17 protein-coding genes are annotated in these 20,021 nt (G+C 68.4%); 5 read left to right on the forward strand and 12 right to left on the reverse strand.

All coding sequences use genetic code 11. The annotated features are described in order from the left end of the window. Positions 1–45 precede the first annotated feature (45 nt). The 3 genes from ACUWEX_RS10730 to ACUWEX_RS10740 all read left to right on the forward strand — a co-directional run bounded on the left by ACUWEX_RS10730 (position 46) and on the right by ACUWEX_RS10740 (position 3,579). Positions 46–693, forward strand: a complete 648-nt coding sequence (locus tag ACUWEX_RS10730; RefSeq protein WP_445997639.1) for a Maf family protein — start codon at positions 46–48, stop codon at positions 691–693. An 88-nt stretch (positions 694–781) separates the two neighbouring features. Beyond that, positions 782–2,560, forward strand: a complete 1,779-nt coding sequence (locus tag ACUWEX_RS10735; RefSeq protein WP_445996225.1) for an ATP-binding protein — start codon at positions 782–784, stop codon at positions 2,558–2,560. A 287-nt stretch (positions 2,561–2,847) separates the two neighbouring features. Next, positions 2,848–3,579, forward strand: a complete 732-nt coding sequence (locus ACUWEX_RS10740) for a hypothetical protein (protein ID WP_445996226.1) — start codon at positions 2,848–2,850, stop codon at positions 3,577–3,579. A 38-nt stretch (positions 3,580–3,617) separates the two neighbouring features. Here ACUWEX_RS10740 and ACUWEX_RS10745 read toward each other — a convergent pair whose 3' ends face one another. Continuing rightward, complete coding sequence (locus tag ACUWEX_RS10745; protein ID WP_445996227.1) at positions 3,618–4,544, reverse strand: AEC family transporter; 927 nt, start codon at positions 4,542–4,544, stop codon at positions 3,618–3,620. A gap of 3 nt (positions 4,545–4,547) precedes the next feature. Further along, a complete protein-coding gene (locus tag ACUWEX_RS10750) occupies positions 4,548–5,981 on the reverse strand; it encodes an NAD(P)H-quinone dehydrogenase (RefSeq protein WP_079728246.1) in 1,434 nt (477 codons plus the stop codon). A gap of 130 nt (positions 5,982–6,111) precedes the next feature. Between ACUWEX_RS10750 and ACUWEX_RS10755 the strand changes: the two genes are divergently transcribed. Together ACUWEX_RS10755 and ACUWEX_RS10760 are read left to right on the forward strand one after the other, a co-directional pair. Then, positions 6,112–6,945, forward strand: coding sequence for a purine-nucleoside phosphorylase (locus ACUWEX_RS10755; RefSeq protein ID WP_079728245.1), 834 nt, complete (start codon positions 6,112–6,114; stop codon positions 6,943–6,945). Next, the gene (locus tag ACUWEX_RS10760; protein ID WP_445996228.1) at positions 6,945–8,636 is read left to right on the forward strand and encodes a phospho-sugar mutase; all 1,692 of its coding nucleotides are present in this window, start codon (positions 6,945–6,947) and stop codon (positions 8,634–8,636) included. The genes ACUWEX_RS10755 and ACUWEX_RS10760 overlap by 1 nt, the downstream gene beginning before the upstream one ends. A 253-nt stretch (positions 8,637–8,889) precedes the next feature. Here the strand turns inward: ACUWEX_RS10760 and ACUWEX_RS10765 are convergent, their stop codons facing one another. The 10 genes from ACUWEX_RS10765 to ACUWEX_RS10810 all read right to left on the reverse strand — a co-directional run bounded on the left by ACUWEX_RS10765 (position 8,890) and on the right by ACUWEX_RS10810 (position 19,774). Further along, a complete protein-coding gene (locus ACUWEX_RS10765; protein WP_079728243.1) occupies positions 8,890–9,162 on the reverse strand; it encodes a PTS sugar transporter subunit IIB in 273 nt (90 codons plus the stop codon). 29 nt (positions 9,163–9,191) lie between these two features. After that, positions 9,192–9,650, reverse strand: coding sequence for a PTS sugar transporter subunit IIA (locus ACUWEX_RS10770; protein ID WP_445996229.1), 459 nt, complete (start codon positions 9,648–9,650; stop codon positions 9,192–9,194). Positions 9,651–9,727: 77 nt separating this feature from the next. Continuing rightward, complete coding sequence (locus tag ACUWEX_RS10775) at positions 9,728–10,858, reverse strand: adenosine deaminase (protein WP_079728241.1); 1,131 nt, start codon at positions 10,856–10,858, stop codon at positions 9,728–9,730. Between the two features lie 20 nt (positions 10,859–10,878). Then, complete coding sequence (locus ACUWEX_RS10780) at positions 10,879–12,204, reverse strand: thymidine phosphorylase (protein WP_077055264.1); 1,326 nt, start codon at positions 12,202–12,204, stop codon at positions 10,879–10,881. Then, on the reverse strand, positions 12,197–12,649 hold the full coding sequence (locus ACUWEX_RS10785; RefSeq protein ID WP_077055263.1) for a cytidine deaminase: 453 nt from the start codon (positions 12,647–12,649) through the stop codon (positions 12,197–12,199). The genes ACUWEX_RS10780 and ACUWEX_RS10785 overlap by 8 nt, the downstream gene beginning before the upstream one ends. 26 nt (positions 12,650–12,675) lie before the next feature. Further along, positions 12,676–13,974: an ABC transporter permease gene (locus tag ACUWEX_RS10790; RefSeq protein WP_079728238.1), complete on the reverse strand. Its 1,299-nt coding sequence runs from the start codon at positions 13,972–13,974 to the stop codon at positions 12,676–12,678. Beyond that, a complete protein-coding gene (locus ACUWEX_RS10795; protein ID WP_445996230.1) occupies positions 13,971–15,248 on the reverse strand; it encodes an ABC transporter permease in 1,278 nt (425 codons plus the stop codon). Before ACUWEX_RS10795 ends, ACUWEX_RS10790 begins: the two co-directional genes overlap by 4 nt. Next, a complete protein-coding gene (locus ACUWEX_RS10800) occupies positions 15,245–16,753 on the reverse strand; it encodes an ABC transporter ATP-binding protein (protein ID WP_079728236.1) in 1,509 nt (502 codons plus the stop codon). Before ACUWEX_RS10800 ends, ACUWEX_RS10795 begins: the two co-directional genes overlap by 4 nt. Positions 16,754–16,838: 85 nt before the next feature. Beyond that, positions 16,839–17,927 (reverse strand): BMP family lipoprotein, encoded by a 1,089-nt coding sequence (locus tag ACUWEX_RS10805; protein ID WP_079728475.1) that lies wholly within the window; start codon positions 17,925–17,927, stop codon positions 16,839–16,841. A gap of 218 nt (positions 17,928–18,145) precedes the next feature. Next, the gene (locus ACUWEX_RS10810; RefSeq protein ID WP_445996231.1) at positions 18,146–19,774 is read right to left on the reverse strand and encodes an ABC-F family ATP-binding cassette domain-containing protein; all 1,629 of its coding nucleotides are present in this window, start codon (positions 19,772–19,774) and stop codon (positions 18,146–18,148) included. Positions 19,775–20,021 lie beyond the last annotated feature (247 nt).

The following is a 20,021-nucleotide window of genomic DNA, read 5'->3' on the forward strand; positions in this document are numbered from 1 at the left end:
GTGCCCACCCGGCCCCTCCGCCCCACCGCCCGACACAAAGACAGGATCGCCGTGACCCTCTACCTGGCAAGCACCTCCCCCGCCCGGCTCATGCTGCTGCGCCAGGCGGGCGTCGAACCCGTCGTCATCCCCTCCGAGGTCGACGAGGATGCCGCGGTGGAACGTCACGAGGCCGAGCACGGCACCCTGTCCCCCGCCGAGATGGTCGCTTTCTTGGGGCGCGTGAAGGCGGAGGCGGTCGTCGAGGCGGCGGCCGAGGCATCCGAGGTGCTCGACGGGTTCGTCGTGGGCGGCGACTCGGCGTTCGAGATCGAGGGCGTGGCCTACGGCAAACCACACACCCCCGAGCGGGCGCGCGAACGCTGGCAGATGCAGCGCGGCGCGACGGGCACCCTGCACTCGGGCCTCTGGGTCATCGACCACCGCGGCGGCCGCCTGAACGGCGCGACGGGCGGCACGACCTCGGCCACCGTGACCTTCGCCGACGACATCACTGACGACGAGATCGACGACTACATCGCGACGGGCGAACCGCTCGAGGTCGCGGGCGCCTTCACGATCGACAGCCTCGGGGCCCCGTTCATCCAGCGCATCGAGGGCGATCCGTCGACCGTGGTGGGGATGTCGCTGCCCGCGCTCCGTCGCACCGTGAACGCCCTGGGCGGCTCCTGGTCGTCGCTGCGCAACCGCTGAGGCTTGTCGATGTGCGCCCTGGTTCGACCGGCATTTTTGTGAGGAATGACCAAAGGACCTCGCGAAAAGGGCAATAGGCTAAGGGACTGTGCCATCTATCTCCAAAGTCCTCATTGCCAACCGGGGCGAGATCGCCGTTCGGGTGATCCGCGCCGCGCGCGACAGCAACCTCGGCAGTGTCGCCGTCTACGCCGATCAGGATCGCGACGCCCTGCACGCGAAACTCGCCGACGAGGCCTACGCGCTCGACGGTGCCACGAGCGCCACCACCTACCTCTCCATTGAGAAGCTTCTTTCGGTGGCCCGACGGTCCGGCGCCGACGCCGTGCACCCGGGCTACGGCTTCCTCGCCGAGAACGCCGACTTCGCGCGCGCCGTCATCGACGCCGGGCTCGTCTGGATCGGGCCCTCGCCCGAGGCCATCGAACGTCTGGGCGACAAGGTCTCGGCCCGCCACGTGGCCGAGAAGGTGGGCGCGCCGCTCGCCCCCGGCACCATCAACCCGGTCTCGGGCGCGCAGGAGGTGCTCGACTTCGTCGACACCCACGGCCTGCCCGTGGCCATCAAGGCCGCGTTCGGCGGCGGCGGTCGCGGCCTCAAGGTGGCCCGCGACCGCGACTCCATCCCCGAGCTCTTCGAATCGGCCACACGCGAGGCCGTCGCCGCCTTCGGCCGCGGCGAATGCTTCGTCGAGAAGTACCTCGACAAGCCGCGCCACGTCGAGACCCAATGCCTGGCCGACGCCGAGGGCAACGTCGTCGTCGTGTCGACGCGCGACTGCTCGCTGCAGCGCCGCCACCAGAAGCTCGTCGAAGAGGCCCCCGCGCCGTTCCTCACCGAGGCGCAAAACACCGAGCTCTACCGCGCCTCCAAGGCCATCCTGAAAGAGGTCGGCTACGTGGGCGCCGGCACGTGCGAATTCTTGATCGGCGTCGACGGAACGGTGTCGTTCCTCGAGGTCAACACGCGCCTGCAGGTCGAACACCCCGTCTCCGAAGAGGTCACGGGCATCGACCTCGTGCGCGAACAGTTCCGCATCGCCGCGGGCGGCACGCTCGACTACGGCGACCCGGCCCCCGTCGGGCACTCGTTCGAGTTCCGCATCAACGGCGAAGACCCGGGCCGCGGGTTCCTGCCGCAGCCCGGCCCCATCCACGTGTTCTCCTCGCTCGGCGGCCCCGGCGTGCGCGTCGACTCGGGCGTCACGGCCGGCGACGAGATCTCGGGCGCGTTCGACTCGCTGCTCGGCAAGGTCATCGTCACGGGCGCCACGCGCGAGCAGGCACTCGAGCGCGCCCGCCGCGCCCTCGACGAGTTCGAGGTCGCCGGCCTACCCACCGTGTTGCCCTTCCACCGCAAGATCGTGCGCGAGCCCGCCTTCACGGCCGCCGACGGCACGTTCGGTGTCTACACGCTGTGGATCGAGAACGAGTTCGAGAACGACATCGAGCCCTGGAACGGCGAACTCGAGCCCTCCTCGCCGCAGGGCGGCCGCGACACCGTGGTCGTCGAGGTCGGCGGCAAGCGCATCGCCGTGAGCCTGCCCGAGGGCCTCGGCCAGGTCGGCTCGGCCGGCGCGTCTGGCGCGGGTCGTTCGGCCACGCCTCCCGGTCGACGCGGCGGCGGCTCCGGCTCCGTCGTCACCGCCACGGGCGACAGCGTCTCCTCCCCCATGCAGGCCACCATCGTGAAGCTGCAGGTGTCCGAGGGTGAACGCGTCGTCAAGGGCGACCTGCTGCTCGTGCTCGAGGCCATGAAGATGGAGCAGCCCATCACGGCCCACAAAGACGGCGTCGTCGGCAACGTCAAGGCCGAGGTCGGCACGACCGTGTCGAGCGGCCACCAGCTGCTGACGATCTCGGAGTAGAGGGCGACACGCCTCCGCTGCGCAGACGCCCTAGACCATTTTCGGGGTGGTCCGGCGCATGCGTGGAAAGGCGTAGGTGCCACGCTTCGGAGCGCGCGTGGCGAAAATCTCGAGAGGAGATCGCTGCAATCGCGCGGCTGAAGCTGTAAACAAGAAAGGAGCCCGACAAGTCGGGCTCCCATCGAGGCCATTCAGTTTAGGCACGAGGGACCCGAATGGCCGGGTGTGTCTCGTGCACGTACAGGACGAGCCTAACTAGGCGCGGGCGAGTTGTCTATGGTGATCCCGTGGCCATCCCCGATCAAAACACCGTGACGGCGCGACAGCGCTCGGAGCTCACGCGCCTGCTCTCTCGGCCACGCTTGACAGGGTATGTGCTGGCCCCACGACGAACATGCGGCGGCATTCGCGCCGACCCCCTCGACACATACGTGTACAACATGGCCCTCGCGGCCGCCTATCTCGGGCCCCTTCATATCGTCGAGATCACGGCCAGGAACGCCATGAACGACCAATTGGCGCAGCGGTTTGGACGCGCGGACTGGTGGAACAGCCAGGAGCTTCGGTTGGTCGATCGGCAGGAAGCCGATCTCCGGCAGAAGATTCGACGACTGGAGACGGAACGCAATCGTCGCCGCCTCCCTCCGCCGACTCCCGACGACATCGTCGCAGCGCTCGACTTCGGATTCTGGACCGGTCTGCTGAAGAGTGGCGACAAGGCAGCAGGAGTCGACTATGAACGCTCGCTCTGGCAGAAGGCTCTCCGACACGCGTTCCCACTCTTCCGGGGACGCCGTTCGGACCTCTACGTGCTGCTCAATCAGGCCCGCAATTTTCGCAACCGAGTGAGTCACCATGAACCGATCCATAACGCCGAACACCGTCGAGTTCTCGAGCGGTTGCTCACGATCCTGGGCTACGCGAGCGTTGACGTCGCCGCGTGGTGCGCTGAACGAACGACCGTTGGTGACGTCGTCGCTCGCTCCCCCGATTCCGACGACGCGGTGCGGCGTTTCTGAGGTGACAGCACAGGCGCACTTACCGCGACAAGGTCGTTCTAGAGCGGGGCGAGGAGCGCCGCGATGACGAGGAGGACCGGGACCGAGGCGATCGTGGTCAGCAGGACCGTGTCGCGGGCGAGGACGACTCCGCGACCGTAACGGCTCGCGAAGTTGAAGACGTTCTGCGCGCTGGGCAGGGCCGCGAGCACGACGGCCGCGAAAAGCGGCGCCCCGGACATCCCGAAAGCGAAATGGGCGAGGAGGTAGGCGACGACGGGCATGCCCACCGACTTGAGCAACGAGGATACGAGGACGGCCTTGCGGCCCGTGCCCGCCTGGAACGGGCGCTGGCCGTTGAGCGACATGCCGAACGCCAGCAGGATGAGGGGCACGGCCGCGCCGCCCAGCAGCTCGAAGGGCGCGTAGACCTCGTCGGGCACGGGCAGCCCGGTCGCCGCCACGATGACGCCGATGACCGACGCGATGATCATGGGGTTGCGGAACGGCTGCGTGGCGATGGTGCGGAACGACGCCGAACCGCGGTCCGCCACATCGAGCACGCCCAGCGCGATGGGCGCGAAGACGATGAGCTGCAGCAGCAGGATGGGTGCCACGTATTGTGCGTCACCCAGCACGTAGACGGCCACCGGGATGCCGATGTTGTTGGCGTTGACGTAGCCCGAGGCCATGGCGCCGATTGTGGTTTCGGAGGCACTGGACTTGAACCACAGCCGCGCCACGAGCACGTAGACCAGCGCCACCGCCACGGCCGCGATGCCGGCCACGAGGATGAACGACGAGAACACCACGTGCAGGTCGGCGTGCGCCAGAACCGTGAAGAGCAGCGCCGGATTGGTGACGAAGAACGCGATGCGGTTGAGCGTGTAGCCGGCGTCGGGCCCACCGATCTTCAGCCGCCCGGCGATATACCCCACCAGGATGACGAAGCCGATGATGCCGAAACCGACCAGCACACCGCCCATGCGTTAGAGAACGATGTGCATGGCGCGGGCCGCGTCGGCGATCGAGCCCGTAAGTGACGGGTAGACCGCGAAGGCGCGCGCCACCTGATCGACCGTGAGCCGGTGCTCGACGGCGAGCGCCAGGGGGAAGACGAGTTCGGATGCCTTAGGCGCCACGATCACGCCGCCGATGACGGTGCCCGACCCCGTGCGCGCGAACAATTTGACGAAGCCATCCTTGATGCCCATCATCTTGGCGCGCGGGTTGGACGCCAGGGGCAGCTTGTAGATGTCGCCCTGCGCGATGCCCTCTTCGATCTGCTTCTGCGTCCAGCCGACGGTGGCGATCTCGGGCTGCGTGAAGATGTTGGCGGCCACGTTGCGCACCTCGATGGGACTCACGGCGTCGCCCATGGCGTGGAACATGGCCGTGCGGCCCTGCATCGAGGCCACCGAGGCGAGCGGCAGCAGCGTGGTGCAATCGCCGGCCGCATAGATGTTGGGCATGGATGTCCGCGCCACGCGGTTCACGCGGATGTGGCCCGATTCGGTGAGCTGCACGCCCGCCTCTTCGAGCCCGATGCCCGAGGTGTTGGGCACGGACCCCACGGCCACGAGGCAGTGGCTGCCCTCGACCGTGCGCCCGTCGGAGAGCGTGGCGACGACGCCGTTCTCGGTGCGCGCCACGCTGTCGGCGCGCGACTTCGACAGCACCGTCATGCCGTTGCGCTTGAAGACCTTCTCGATGACGGCTGCCGCGTCGGCGTCTTCGCCCGGCAGCACCTGGTCGCGGCTGGAGATGAGCGTGACCTTCGAGCCGAGGGCCGTGTAGGCGCTGGCGAACTCGGCGCCCGTGACACCCGACCCCACGACGATGAGGTGCTCGGGCACGCTCTTCAGGTTGTAGAGCTGCGTCCACGTGAGGATGCGTTCGCCATCGGGTTTGGCCGACGGAAGCTGACGCGGGCTCGCACCCACCGAGATGACGATCGTGTCGGCCTCGACGCCGTCGAAGTCGGTCGGCGCATCGCCACCCGTCGAGACGACCACGTTGTTGCGCCCGTCGAGCCGGCCCTCGCCCTGGATGATGCGCACGCCCTCGCGCACGAGGTTGGTGCGCATGTCTTCGGACTGCTGGCGCGCGAGACCCAGCAGACGCTTGTTCACGGCCGCGAGGTTGACGGCCACCTCGGGCCGCACGGGGCGCCCCTCGGCGCTGCGGCTGAAGAACTGCACACCCAGGTCTTCGGCCTCGGAGATGCTGATGGCGGCCTCGGCCGTGGCGATGAGCGACTTCGAGGGCACGACATCGGTGATGACGGCCGAACCGCCCACTCCCGTGCGCTCGATGAGCGTGACATCCGCCCCGAGCTGAGCGCCCGCGAGGGCCGCCTCGTAACCGCCCGGGCCGCCACCCAGGACGGCGATTCGCTGTTTGCGCTCGAACTCATAAGCCATTGCTCCATTCTCGCGGGTCACGACGATGCGCACCAAAACGGATCCGCTCACGCGCGCACGGATGTCGCCACACCGGCTCAGGCGAGCGTCAAGCCCTGGCCGCGCCCGCGCCAGCCAATAGAGTGGATTCATGTCTGAACACTTCTCTCACCCCCTCGACGATCCGGCCACCGATCCCTTCGAGATCGCCCGCAACGCTGCGGCCCAGATCGCCGAGAAGACCGGCGTCGACCGCCACGACATCGCCCTGACGCTCGGCAGCGGCTGGGGCAAGGCCGCCGAACTGCTCGGCGAGACCACGGCCACCATCCCGGCCGACGAGATCGTCGGATTCTCGAAGCCCGCCCTGGCCGGCCACCCCGGCACCCTGCGCAGCATCCTGCTGCCGAGCGGCAAGCGCGCGCTCGTCATCGGCGCCCGCACCCACTACTACGAGAACCACGGCGTGCGCCGCGTCGTGCACTCGGTGCGCACGGCCGCCGCCACGGGCGCGACCACCATGATCCTCACCAACGGTGCCGGTGGCATCAAGGAGCACTGGAAGCCCGGCACGCCCGTGCTCATCAGCGACCACATCAACCTCACGGCCGACTCTCCGCTCGAGGGCGCGACCTTCATCGACCTGACCGACCTCTACTCCAGCCGCCTGCGCCAGCTGGCGCACGAGATCGAGCCGTCCCTCGACGAGGGCGTCTACACGCAGTTCCGCGGGCCGCACTACGAGACCCCCGCCGAGGTGCAGATGGCCAAGGCCATCGGCGGGCACATCGTCGGCATGTCGACGGCGCTCGAGGCCATCGCCGCCCGCCAGGCCGGCATGGAAATCCTGGGCATGTCGCTCATCACCAACCTGGCCGCCGGCATCCAGAAGACGCCGCTGTCGCACGAAGAGGTCATCGAGGCCGGCCGCGAAGCCGAGCCCGTCATCAGCGCCCTGCTCGCCCGCATCGTGGGGGCGCTGTAATGACGCTCGACCGCGACCAGGTGTTGCAGGCCGCGCGCGCCTGGGCGGGGCAAGACCCCGACGACGAGACGCGCACCGAGATCGAGCTGCTGCTGAAAGATGCCGAGGCCGGCAACGAGATCGCGCTCGACGAGTTGCACGAGCGGTTCGACACGCGCCTCGAGTTCGGCACCGCCGGGTTGCGCGGCCGCATCGAAGCCGGTTCGGCGCGCATGAACCGCGTGCTCGTGTCGCAGGCCGCAGCGGGTCTCGCCGCCTACCTGATCGAGCGCGCGGCGCCCGGCCAGACCGCGAGCGTCGTCATCGGCTATGACGGCCGCAAGAATTCGCGCGTCTTCGCGACCGACACGGCCGAGATCATGGCCGGTGCCGGGGTGCGCGCCATCCTGCTGCCCCGTTTGCTTCCCACCCCCGTGCTGGCGTTCGCCGTGCGGCACCTCGACGCCTCGGCCGGCGTCATGGTCACGGCAAGCCATAACCCGCCCGCCGACAACGGCTACAAGGTCTACCTCGGCGACGAAGACCGCGGCTCGCAGATCGTGTCGCCCGCCGACGCCGATATCGCCGCCCACATCCTGCGCGTCGCCGAGACGGGCAACGTGCTCGAGCTGCCGCGCTCGACCTCTTATGACACAGCCCCCGAAGAGGTCGTCGATGCCTATGTCGCCGCCACCGCCGGGCCCGTGCGCTCCTTCGACTCGCCGCTGCGGGTCGTCTACACGGCCATGCACGGCGTCGGATGGGAGACCTTCTCGCGCGTGATCGACGCCGCCGGTTACCCGCCCGTCGAACCCGTCGTCGAACAGCGCGACCCGGATGCCGCGTTCCCGACCGTGTCGTTCCCCAACCCCGAGGAGCCCGGCGCGCTCGACCTGGCGTTCCAGGCGGCCCGCGACGCGCATGCCGACCTCGTGATCGCGAACGACCCCGACGCCGACCGTTTCTCCGTCGCCATCCCCGACACCTCGGCACCCGCCGGGTTCCGCCAGCTGACCGGCAACGAGGTCGGCTGGTTGCTCGGCTGGCACGCCGCCCAGCAGGCCGAACGCGACGGCGTGGACGGCGTCCTCGCCTGCTCGATCGTCTCCTCCCCCGCCCTCGGCGAGGTGGCGAAGGCGCACGGGCTGCGCTTCGCCGAGACGCTCACCGGTTTCAAATGGGTGTCACGCGTGCCCGGGCTCATCTTCGGCTATGAAGAAGCCCTCGGCTATCTCGTGAACCCGGGTGTGGTGCGCGACAAGGACGGCATCTCGGCCGCGCTCGCGTTCCTCGACCTGGCGTCCGAGGCGCACACGGCCGGCACCGACGTGGCGGGGCTGCTCGAGCAGTTCGCGTCGACGTTCGGCGTCTACGCCAGCGGCCAGCTGTCCATCCGTGTCACGGACCTGTCGATCATCGGCCGCATCATGGCGGCGCTGCGCGACCAGCCGCCCGCCGAGCTCGGCGGGGTGAAGGTCGAGCAGATCGACGACCTGAGCGACGGTTTCGAGCAGCTGCCTCCCACCGACGCGCTACGCTTCCACCTGGCCGACGGGTCGCGCGTCATGGCACGCCCCTCCGGAACCGAGCCGAAGCTGAAGTTCTATCTCGACGCGCGCAGCGAGCAGAGCGAGCCGGAGGCCGCGGCGCACCGCATCGAGGCCTTGCGCGCCGATCTGCAGCGCATCGCCGACGAGGTCATCGCGCGCTAAACGCTGGAGCGTGAGCGTCAAAGTCGCTCCGCGCACAAGGAAAGGCCGCCCGATAAACGTCGGGCGGCCTTTCGCGTGTCGGCGTGTCGGCCGGTCGGCGTGTCGGCCGGTCGGCGTGTCGGCCGGTCGGCCCACCTGGCTCACCGCCTTGTCTTGGGGGGCTCCGCATGGCCGCGGCACCGCATGGCGGGGCACCGCCGATCGTGGCGCCGTCACTGTTTCTCGCCGTTCATGCACACGGCGCGAGGTCGCCTCAGCCCAGGGCGATCTCGAGCTTGCGCGTGAGCTCGTCGAGGTCGAAGTAGTTCTCGATCACGATGACGTCGGCGTAGGTCTTGCCGATGCGGTCGACCAGCTCGGGCGAGGTGAGGATGATCTGGGCGTCGGCGCCGACCGTCTGCACGCTCGCGACATCGGTGGCCGAGACATCCGCCTCGAGGTCGAGACGCTCGAGCGCGCGCTCGGCGTTGAGTTTGAGGATGGCGGAGGTGCCGACCCCAGCACCGCAGATGGCGACGATCTTCATCGTGGACTCTCTTCCTACAAAATGGACGGTCAGGCTGCGGGATCGACGGCGATGCCGAGCACCGAGCGCACCTCGTCGATGCTCTGCGCGTCGGCTAAGGCGGGGATGGCCGCGCTGTCGTTGAACACATTGGCGAGGCTCGCAACGCTCGTCACGTGGCTGTCGGGCGTCGTCACGGCGAGGCCGAGGATGACGCGCACGGGGTCGTTGTGCGGGTGCCCGAACGACACGGGCTCGGCGAGCGTGACCACCGAGAGCGCGTCGCTCAGGATGTCGGCGCCGGGCCGGGCATGCGCGAGGGCGAGGCCGGGAGCGATGACGATGTAGCTGCCGAATTCGTCGATCACCTGGATCATGCGGTCGGTGTAGGCGTCGAGCGTCGCACCGGCCGCCACGAGGGCGTCACCCGATGCGCGGATGGCCGCTCGCCAGTCGTCGACCGCGACACCCAACCGCACCGCGTTGTCCGGAAGAGGGGGAAGGGTCATGACATCACACATCCTGTCGCGCTCGGCCCGGGGCGGGCCACCCTGTCAGAGTAGCCCGTCCGGGGTCGGCGCGGCTGTTAGGAGAGTGAGTTCTGGGCGTCCTCGAAGCCCTCTTCGATCGCCTCGGACAGCTCTTCGCGATCTTCGATCGGCAGGAAGGCCGCGGCGGCCGCGTTGAGCTGGAACGTCTCGAGGTCGTCGAGGTCGTAGCCGAAGGCGTCGGACAGCAGGCCGAGCTCGCGCGTGAGCGTGGTGCCCGACATGGTGCGGTTGTCGACGTTGACCGTGACCCGGAAGCCCAGCTGGTAGAGCAGGTCTATCGGGTGGTCGATCAGGTCTTCACCCCACGCCTCGACGGCGCCCGTCTGCAGGTTGGACGACGGGCTCGTCTCGAGCGGGATCTCGCGGTCGCGCACCCACTGGGCGATCGGGCCGAGCGAGACGTACTGGTTCTCGTCGTCGGAGCGCACCGTGTGGATGTCCTCGGCGATGCGCACACCGTGGCCGAGGCGCAGCGCGCGGCCGTCGATCAGGGCGCTCTTGATCGAGTCGAGGCCGTCGGCCTCGCCCGCGTGCACCGTGACGGGGAAGAACTCGGACTGCAGGTAGTCGAATGCCGCGCGGTGCTTCGACGCCGGGAAGCCCTTCTCGGCCCCCGCGATGTCGAAGCCGACGACGCCGTTCTCGCGGTGGCGCACGGCCAGCTCGGCGATCTCGAGGCCGCGGTCGGCGTGACGCATGGCCGTGATGAGCTGACCGATCTGGATGTCGAAGCCCTCGCGCGAGACATCGTCAATGCCCTGCTCGATGCCTTCTTGCACGGCCTCGACGGTCTCGTCGAGCGACAGGCCCTGCTGCAGGTGCTGCTCGGGCGCCCACCGGATCTCGCCGTAGATGACGCCGTCTTCGGCCAGGTCTTGCACGAACTCGCGGGCCACGCGGGCCAGCCCCTCGCGCGTCTGCATGACCGCGATGGTCAGGTCGAACGTCTTGAGATAGTCGGGCAGGTTGCCGGCGTTGCACTGGTCGAGGAACCACTGCGCGAGCTCGGACGAGGTGCCGGCCGGAACGTCGACGCCGTGGGCGTCGGCGAGCTCGAGGATGGTCTGGGGTCGCAGGCCACCGTCGAGGTGGTCGTGCAGCGAGATCTTGGGCAGCTGGCGCAGGTCGATGCCGCCGGGGAGCAGGAATTCTTCGGTCGTAGTCACGGTCTCAGCGTACTCGTGGACTAGGACACGCGGGAAGCGACGAGGGGCGAGCGGTGCACCACTGTTCCGGGCGCGTGGATCTCGTAGGCACCCTCGAGCGCCTCGAGTGCGCGCGGGAAACGGGCCTCGTCGTCGGCCGACAGCGTGAACAGCGGCTGACCCTTCGTGACGGTGTCGCCGAGCTTGGCGTGCAGGTCGATACCGGATGCGTGCAGCACCGGGTCCTGCTGACGCGCACGCCCGGCACCCAGGCGCCAGGCGGCAATGCCGAAGGGCAGCGCCTCCTGCTTGCCGAGCACACCGTCGGCGTCGGCCGTGACCGTGTGGGTGTTGCGCGCGACGGGCAGCGCGGCATCCGGATCGCCGCCCTGGGCACGGATGGCTCGACGCCACGTGTCCATGGCACGACCGTCGGCCAGTGCGGCCTCGACGTCGGCATCGGGCTGACCCGCGAGCGTGAGCATCTCTCGGGCCAGGGCGACCGTGAGTTCGACGATGTCGGCCGGTCCCCCACCCTCGAGCACCTCGACCGATTCGCGCACCTCGTTGGCGTTGCCGATGGCGAGCCCCAGGGGAACGCTCATGTCGGTGAGCAGCGCGGAGGTGTTGACGCCCGCATCCTTGCCGAGGTCGACCATGGTCTGCGCCAACTCGAGCGCCTTGTCGTAGTCGGTCATGAAGGCGCCGGAGCCGAACTTCACGTCGAGCACGAGCGCGCTGGTGCCCTCGGCGATCTTCTTCGACATGATCGAGGAGGCGATGAGCGGGATGGCCTCGACCGTTCCCGTCGTGTCGCGCAACGCGTAGAGGCGCTTGTCCGCCGGGGCGAGTCCCTTGCCCGCGGCGCAGATGACGCCGCCCACGTCGCGCAGCTGGGCGAACATCTCCTCGTTCGAGATCTCGGCGCGCCAGCCGGGGATCGACTCGAGCTTGTCGAGCGTTCCGCCCGTGTGGCCGAGGCCGCGGCCCGAGAGCTGCGGCACGGCGACGCCGAACGACGCGACGAGGGGCATGAGGGGAAGCGTGATCTTGTCGCCGACGCCGCCCGTGGAGTGCTTGTCGACCGTGACCTTGCCGAGGTTCGAGAAGTCCATGGTCTCGCCCGAGCGGATCATCGCGAGCGTCATGTCGCGGATCTCGCGGCGCGTCATGCCGTTCAGGAGGATCGCCATGGCGAGGGCCGACATCTGCTCGTCGGCCACATAGCGTCGCGTGAAGGCGTCGATGAGCCAGTCGATCTCGGCCGTCGACAGCTCGCCCTTGTCGCGCTTGGTGCGGATGAGGTCGACGGCGTCGAAGGACTCGACGGCGGACGAAGCGGATGCGGCGGGGGTCGTGTTACTCATGGTTCTCTTCTGTGTAGGCGTTGAGGGTGCGGGGGCCGAACGCATCCGGCAGCACCTCGTCGATGGTTCGGATTCCGCTGAGGGTTTCGAGCAGCATGCCCGGAACGGCGTGTTCGTACAGCAACTGGCGGCAGCGGCCGCACGGCATGAGCGTGTTGCCCTGGCCGTCGACGCACGTGAAGGCCACGAGCTGGCCGCCGCCCGTGAGGTGCAGCGTGGAGACGAGCGCGCATTCGGCGCAGAGCGTCAGGCCGTAGCTGGCGTTCTCCACATTGCAGCCCGCGATGATGCGTCCGTCGGTGGCGATGGCGGCCACGCCGACGGGGAACTTCGAGTAGGGCACGTAGGCCTTCTGCATGGCCTCCATGGCGGCATCCCGCAGCTGGCCCCAGTCGATATCGCCCGAGTGCACCTCGTCGCTCGAATGCATGGTTGATTGACTCATCGTGTGGTTCTCCGACCTGTCGCTTGCTAAGACTTGATATACGGTTTACCGGATGCCGCGGGCCCTCGCACTTGGCCGACGAGGCCGGCGACCGCGAAGATCGTCACGAGGTAGGGCAGCATGAGCAGGAACTCGCTCGGCACGCCCGAGCCGATGGCGCCGAGCGTGTTCTGCAAGTTGGTCGCGAAACCGAAGAGCAGGGCCGCGAGCGTGGCGCGGATGGGGTCCCAGCGGCCGAAGATCACGGCGGCCAGGGCGATGAAGCCCGCACCCGCCGTCATTTCTTTCGTGAATCCGCCGACCGAGCCGAGCGTGAAGTACGCGCCGCCGAGGCCCGCGATGGCGCCCGCGATCGAGACGTTCCAGAAGCGCGTCGAGTTCACGCGGATGCCGACCGTGTCGGCGGCCTGCGGGTGCTCACCGACGGCGCGCAGGCGCAAGCCCCATTTGGTGAAGAACAGGCCGTAGAAGACGAGCGCGATGGCGATGTACATCAGGTAGATGATGATCGTCTGGTCGAACAGCACGCGGCCCAGGATGGGGATGTCGCTCAGCAGCGGGATGGGGATGCGCGGCAGACGCGGCGGCGTGTTGAAAGCCTCGGTGTTCGATGACAGCACGGTCGAGTAGAGGAAGCTCGTGAGACCCGCCACCAGCACGTTGAGCACGACGCCGACGATGACCTGGTCGACCAGATACTTGATGGCGAAGGCCGCGAGCACGAAGCTCACGAGCACACCGGCCACGATGGCCGCGAGCAGACCCGCGAAGGGGTTGCGCGTGATCGAGGCCACGAACGCCGACAGGAACGCGCCCGCGAGCAGCTGGCCCTCGATGGCCACGTTGACCACGCCGACGCGCTCGGAGATGACGCCGCCGAGGGCACCGAAGATGAGCGGCGCGCTGAGGGCGACGCTGCCGAGCAGCAGACCCGTGATCGGGATGGACTTGTCGGCGCCGGCCCAGGTGAGGAAGCCGTACATGAAGACGATTCCGAAGACCGCGGTCAGCCACAGCGGGATGCGCTTGGCCTGGTTCGCGAGCCAGAACGCGCCGGCGGTCATGAGCGCGAGCAGGATGACGACCACGATGCCCGTGGCCATGACGGGTGCCTCGATCGACGGCAGCTTGATGGCGTCGTTCTCGGCCGACAAGCGCAGCTCGGTGACGCCGTCGCGGCGGGCCACGAAGAACAAGAGGGCCGAGATGATGACGAAGATGGCGAAGGCGATGGGAGCCTTCCACTTCTTCACGACCGCTTTCTCGAGTCCGTCGTCGACCGGGTCGACCGTCTCGTGCGGGGTGTTGGGTGTGGTGACGCTCATTTCGCGGCCACCTCCTTCGAAACGTTGGGAAGCACTCTGCGGGCGCGGCCGCCGGGCTTCGGCAGGAAGAAGATCGCGCGCACGAGCGGCGGGGCGGCGATGAACAGCACGATGAGCGACTGCACGACCACGACGATGTCAACGGGGACACCTTCGGCGGCCTGCATCGAGAATCCGCCGGCCTTGAACGCGCCGAACAGGATGCCGGCGAAGAAGATGCCGATGGGCTTCGAACGTCCGAGCAGCGCCACGGTGATGGCGTCGAAGCCGATGCCCGCGTCGATGCCACCCGAGAAACCGCCCGTCACGGTGCCGAGCACCTGCGAGACGCCGGCAAGACCTACGAGCCCGCCGGAGAAGAGCATGGCGTAGACGTAGGTGTTCTTGACGTCGATGCCCGCGATCTTGGCGGCGTTCGGGTTCTCACCCACGGCGCGGAACCGGAAGCCGAGGCTCGAGCGGTTGAGCAGGTACCAGACCAGGGCGGTGGCGACGATGACGAGGATGAACCCGAGGTGCAAGTTGTATTTCGAACCGAAGAGCGCGGGGAACACGGCCGTCTCGGCCATGGGCGGCGACTTCGGGTTGGGCGAGCCGGGTGCCTGCAGCAGGCCGGGCGTGCGCAGCATGTAGCTGATCAGGTAGAACGCCACGTAGTTGAGCATGATCGTCAGGATGACCTCGTGCGCGCCCGTGCGTGCCTTCAAGAAGCCGACGAGACCGCCCCAGATGGCGCCACCCGCGATTCCCGCCAGGACGGCGAGGGTGATGTGCAACGGTGCGGGCAGCTGGAACGAGAAGCCCACCCATCCGGCACACGCGGCCGCGATGAGCATCTGGCCGCGGCCACCGATGTTGAACAGGCCCACGCGGAAGGCGAGGCCGACACCCAGACCGGCCGCGATGAGCGGCGTGGCGAAGGTGAGCGTCTCGGTGAGGGGCTTGATGCCGTCGGCGAAGCTGTCGCGGCGGAAGTTGTAGACCGAGCCCTGGAAGAGCGCCGAGTAGGCGCCCGAGACGGCCTGCCAGATCGCGCCGAGCGTGTCGCCGGGGCGGCTGAAGAAGTAGCCCGATGCCGTCTGCACGTCTTCGTTGGTGGCGGCGATCAGGATGGCGCCGGCGATGAGCGCCAGCAGCACGGCCAGGATCGAGATGAGGAAGCTGCCGCCGAGGATCTCGTTGAGGATCTTGTTCGAGCGGGGCGCCTCGGTGTCGGGCTTCGGCGCGGGCTTGGAGGCCGGCGCCGGGGTGTTCTGCTGGTTGTTGTCGCTCACGCGGCTACTCCCGTTTCTCCGGCCATCATGAGGCCCAGTACGTCTCGCGGGGTATCCCCTGGAACGATGCCGACGATGCTCCCGCGGTACATCACGGCGATGCGGTCGGCCAAAGCCACCACTTCGTCCAGTTCGGTGGACACGACGATCACGGGAACCCCCGCGTCGCGCGTCTCGACCATGCGTTTGTGCACGAACTCGATCGAGCCCACGTCGATGCCGCGCGTGGGCTGCGAGGCCACGAACAGTTTCAGTTCGCGGCTCAGTTCGCGTGCCAGCACGACCTTCTGCTGGTTTCCGCCCGACAGGCGTCCGGCGTGCGTGGTGATCGATTCGGCGCGGATGTCGAACTCGCGCTTCTTCTCCTCGGCGAAGTCGTTGAGGGCCTTCAGCTGCAGCGTGCCACCCTTGACGAAGGGCTGCTGGTCGCTGCGGTCGAGCATGAGGTTCTCGGCGATGGTGAACTCGCCCACGAGGCCGTCGTGCGTGCGGTCCTCGGGCACGAAGCCGACGCCCGCGTTGAGCACCTTCTTCACGCTTTGGCCGTTGAGGCGCGTGCCGTTGAGGCTGATCGAGCCGTTGGTGCGCGGCTGGATGCCGAGGATGGCCTCGGTGAGCTCGGTCTGGCCGTTGCCCTGCACGCCGGCGATCGCGAGGATCTCGCCCTCATGCACCTCGAAGCTGACGTCGTTGACGACCTTGATACCGTTGGCGTCGATGACGTCGAGGTGTTCGACGACGAGGCTGGCGGCGCCCGGGCGCGCGGGCTCTTTGTGCACCGTGAGCTCGACGTTGCGGCCCACCATGAGGGCGGCGAGCTCGGAGTTGGAGGCGGTCGGGGATGCTTCGCCGACGATCTTGCCGAGACGCACGACCGTGATGCGGTCGGCGACCTCGCGCACCTCGCGGAGTTTGTGGGTGATGAAGACGATCGAGGTGCCCTCGCTCTTCAGCTGGCGCATGATCGTCATGAGCTCGTCGGTCTCCTGCGGCGTAAGCACGGCGGTGGGCTCATCGAACACGAGGACCGAGGCATCCCGAGACAGGGCCTTGATGATCTCGACGCGCTGCTGGATGCCGACGGGCAGGTCGCCGACGAGGGCATCCGGGTCGACGTCGAACCCGAAGCGGGCCGAGATCTCGCGCACACGGGCGCGGGCGGCGTCGAGGTTGAGGCGACCGCCGGCCTTCGTCTCTTCGTGGCCGAGCATGACGTTCTCGGCGACCGTGAACACGGGGATGAGCATGAAGTGCTGGTGCACCATGCCGATGCCGGCGCGCATGGCGTCGCCGGGGCCCTCGAAGTGCTGCACGCTGTCGTCGAGCAGGATGTCGCCCTCTTCGGCCTGGTAGAGACCGTAGAGCACGTTCATCAGGGTGGATTTGCCGGCACCGTTCTCGCCGAGCAGGCAGTGGATCTCTCCCGGTTCGACCACCAGGTCGATGTGGTCGTTGGCTACGAGAGATCCGAACCTCTTCGTGATGCCGCGCAGTTCGAGCTTCATGTTGTTGAATCCTACGTCGTAGAGAACGGGTCGGGGGGCCCAGCCTGCGGCTGGGCCCCCCTCGCCTTGGTGCTGTGTGCGGGTGTTACTTGGTGCTCGGCGACGACGGCGACTCGACCGTGATCGAGCCGTCGATGATGCCGGCCTTGATGGTGTCGAGCTCGCCCTGCAGGTCGGCGGGGACCTTGGACTCGTAGTCGTGGAACGGGGCGATTCCGACGCCGTCGTTCTCGAGCGTGCCCACGTACGGCGTGGCGTCGAAGTCGCCCTTACCGGCGGCCTCGACGATGTCGGTGACACCGGACTTCATCTGCTTCAGGATGGAGGTCAGGAACAGGCCGTTGTCGGCAGCAGCCGTCTCGTAGAGGTCGGCGTCGACACCGATCATCGCGATGTCCTTGCCCGAGTCCTTGACGGCCTCGATGGCCGACAGGAAGATCGGGCCACCGACGGGCAGCAGCACGTCGGCGTTCTGGTCGATGAGCGCGTTGGCGAGCTGCTTGGCCGTGTCGTTGGCCTCGAAGCCGCCCGTGAAGGAACCGGTCTGGCCCTTGACGTCCCAGCCGACGACCTTGACGTCCTTGCTCTTCTGCTCGTTGAAGTAGGCGACGCCATCGGCGAAGCCGTCCATGAAGATGGTGACGGTCGGGAACTGGCTGCCACCGAAGGTGCCGACGACGCCGGTCTTCGAGTAGGCGGCGGCCGTGTAGCCGGCGAGGAACGCGGCCTGCGCGGTGTCGTAGACGACCGGCTTGACGTTCTCGAGGTCGATCGAGTTGTCGTCGAGCATGACGAAGTCGACGTCGGTGTTCTCTTCGGCGGCGGCCTTGGTGGCGTCGGCGAGGGCGAATCCGACCGTGACGATCAGGCCGCAGCCCTGGTCGACGAGGTTGGTGATGTTCGGAGCGTAGTCGTCTTCCTTGTCGGACTGGACGTCCTTGGGCTCGACGCCCAGGGTGTCGGCCGCCTCGACCAGGCCCTCGTACGAGGACTGGTTGAAGGACTTGTCGTCGAAGCCACCGGCGTCGGAGACGATGCACGGCAGGAAGTCGGAAGCGGCGGCACCACCGGAGGTGTTGTCCGACGACGGTGCTGATCCGCAGCCGGCCAGAAGTGCCACGAGTCCGACACCGGCGAGGGAGCTCGCTGCTGCCTTACGGAATGTGATTGTCAAGGTTTCCTCCATGAATGCTGCTCCGGAAGATTTCTCGGAGCCATATGGGCATACGTTACCCAATGTTACGGAGGCCACGATGCCGGGTCGGGCTTTGCCGCAGAAGCGTTACAAAGCAGTTCCTCCCCGGATATTAGGCCGAAACATTTGGGTGGTGCACGCGTCTGCTCACATGAGCAGCAGGGAAAAGTCGCCCGCGCGCCTGCGCACTGCGGTGTTCAGACGAGCGGCAGCACCTCCCCCGTCCAGCGCCGCCGCAGCCACCGGTCGTGGCTCGCCAGCACCACGGCGCCCGGGTAGGAGTCGAGCGCTTCCTCGAGTTCCGTGGCGAGCGCGAGCGAGAGGTGGTTGGTGGGCTCGTCGAGCAGGAACAGGTGCGGCGGCCGCGCGATGATGAGGGCGAGCGCGAGGCGCCGCTGCTGCCCCACCGAGAGCACGCCGACTGGGCGGTCGAGGTCGCGCGGCGCCACGAGCCCGAGCGAGACGAGGGGCGTGCGCTCGGCGCGTTGCTCGCCCAGGGCGCGTTCGTAGAGACGGCGGGGTGAGGCATCCGGGTCGGCGAAGCGCACGTCTTGTTCGAGCAGGCCGATGCGGAGGCCGGGGCGCTGACGGCGGGTGCCCCGGGCGGATGCCAGCGGCAGGCGCCCGGCGAGAACGGCGAGCGCCGTGGACTTGCCCGAGCCGTTCGCGCCCGTGATGAGCAGGCGCGTGCGCGGCGCGACGGTCAGGCGGTCGAGCGACAGCCGCCCGGCCACCTCGACATCGCGGAGGTCGACCAGCGCACCCTCGTCCGCCGAGACCGTCGTGCCCGACGGGATTCCTTGGAAGGTGAGCGGTGCCGGCGGTTTGCGCACCTGCTCGGCCTCGAGGCGTTCGAGCCGGCCGGCGGCGTTGCGGATGCGGCGACTGATCTGTTGCACGACGCGGTCGCCCCGCATCCCGAACGCCATCTTGTTGTTGTCCGAGATCGGCGCGTTGTGCGAGACCGCGCGCGCCGTCTCCTGCGCCTCGCCGCGCAGCCGGTCGAGCTCGTCCTGCTCCTCGGCATAGCGGCGCTCCCAGCGTTCCCGCGCCAGCCGCTTCTCCGAGAGATACTCCGAGAAACCTCCCCCGAATTGGGTCACCCCGTCGGCCGAATCGCGCAGGTCCAGATCGACCAGGGTCGTCGCGGCCTCGTCCAGGAACGCGCGGTCGTGGCTCGCGAAGAGCACGGGCCCCGACCATCCGTGCAGCACGCGCGTGAGGAACGCCGCAGCCGCGTCATCGAGATGGTTCGTCGGCTCGTCGAGCAGCAGGGCCGTGGGCCGCGAGGTCAGAACGGCGGCGAGGGCGAGGCGCGAGCGCTGGCCGCCCGACACCTCGTCGAGCAGGCGTTGCCGCGGGATCGTGTCGACGCCGAGCGCCTGCACGGCCTCGGCGAGACGCGCGTCGGCCGACCAGACATCCGCGCGCTCGGCCGCCGTCAGCGCGCGGTCGAAACGGCGGGCGGATGCCTCGGAGCCTTCTCCCAGCGCCGCCGCCGCCTTTTCGAGCTCGCGTTCGAGACCGCGCGCCTCGGCGAGCGCGCGTTCGAGTAGCGCCCCGACGCTCTCGCTGCGGTCGTATCGCACCTCTTGCGGCAGATAGCCGGTGCGCACGGGACGCAGGATGTTGCCGGCATCCGCCTCGGCCTCGCCCGCGACGATGCCGAGCAGGGTCGACTTGCCCGAGCCGTTCTCGCCGACGAGGCCCGTGCGGCTGCCGGCCGGCACGCTGAAGGAGACGTCGGTGAGCACGCGGCGGTCGCCGAAACGCCGGTCGACGTGGCTGACCTTGAGGTAGTCGACGAGGGCTGACCTTCCGGGCACGGTCGCGGTTTCGGCCGGGTAAACCTCGTTCGTTCGTGCGGAGGAGGAATGGGTGTCGTGCTGTGGTCGCATAGGGACCGCCTTTCGTGGGCGGAGCCGACGAACCCGAGGGGTCGTCACGTGCGGAGGCCGGGCGGCACCGTTCTCGGCCGGGCGCGACCGACGCTTTAGGCGCGAGGATGCGCGAACGAGCGACGGCGGCGGCAGGAGGACACGGCGCCCGGGGCAGGGCACGTGCGTCGGCATC

The sequence above is a fragment of the Okibacterium fritillariae genome (assembly GCF_052783725.1).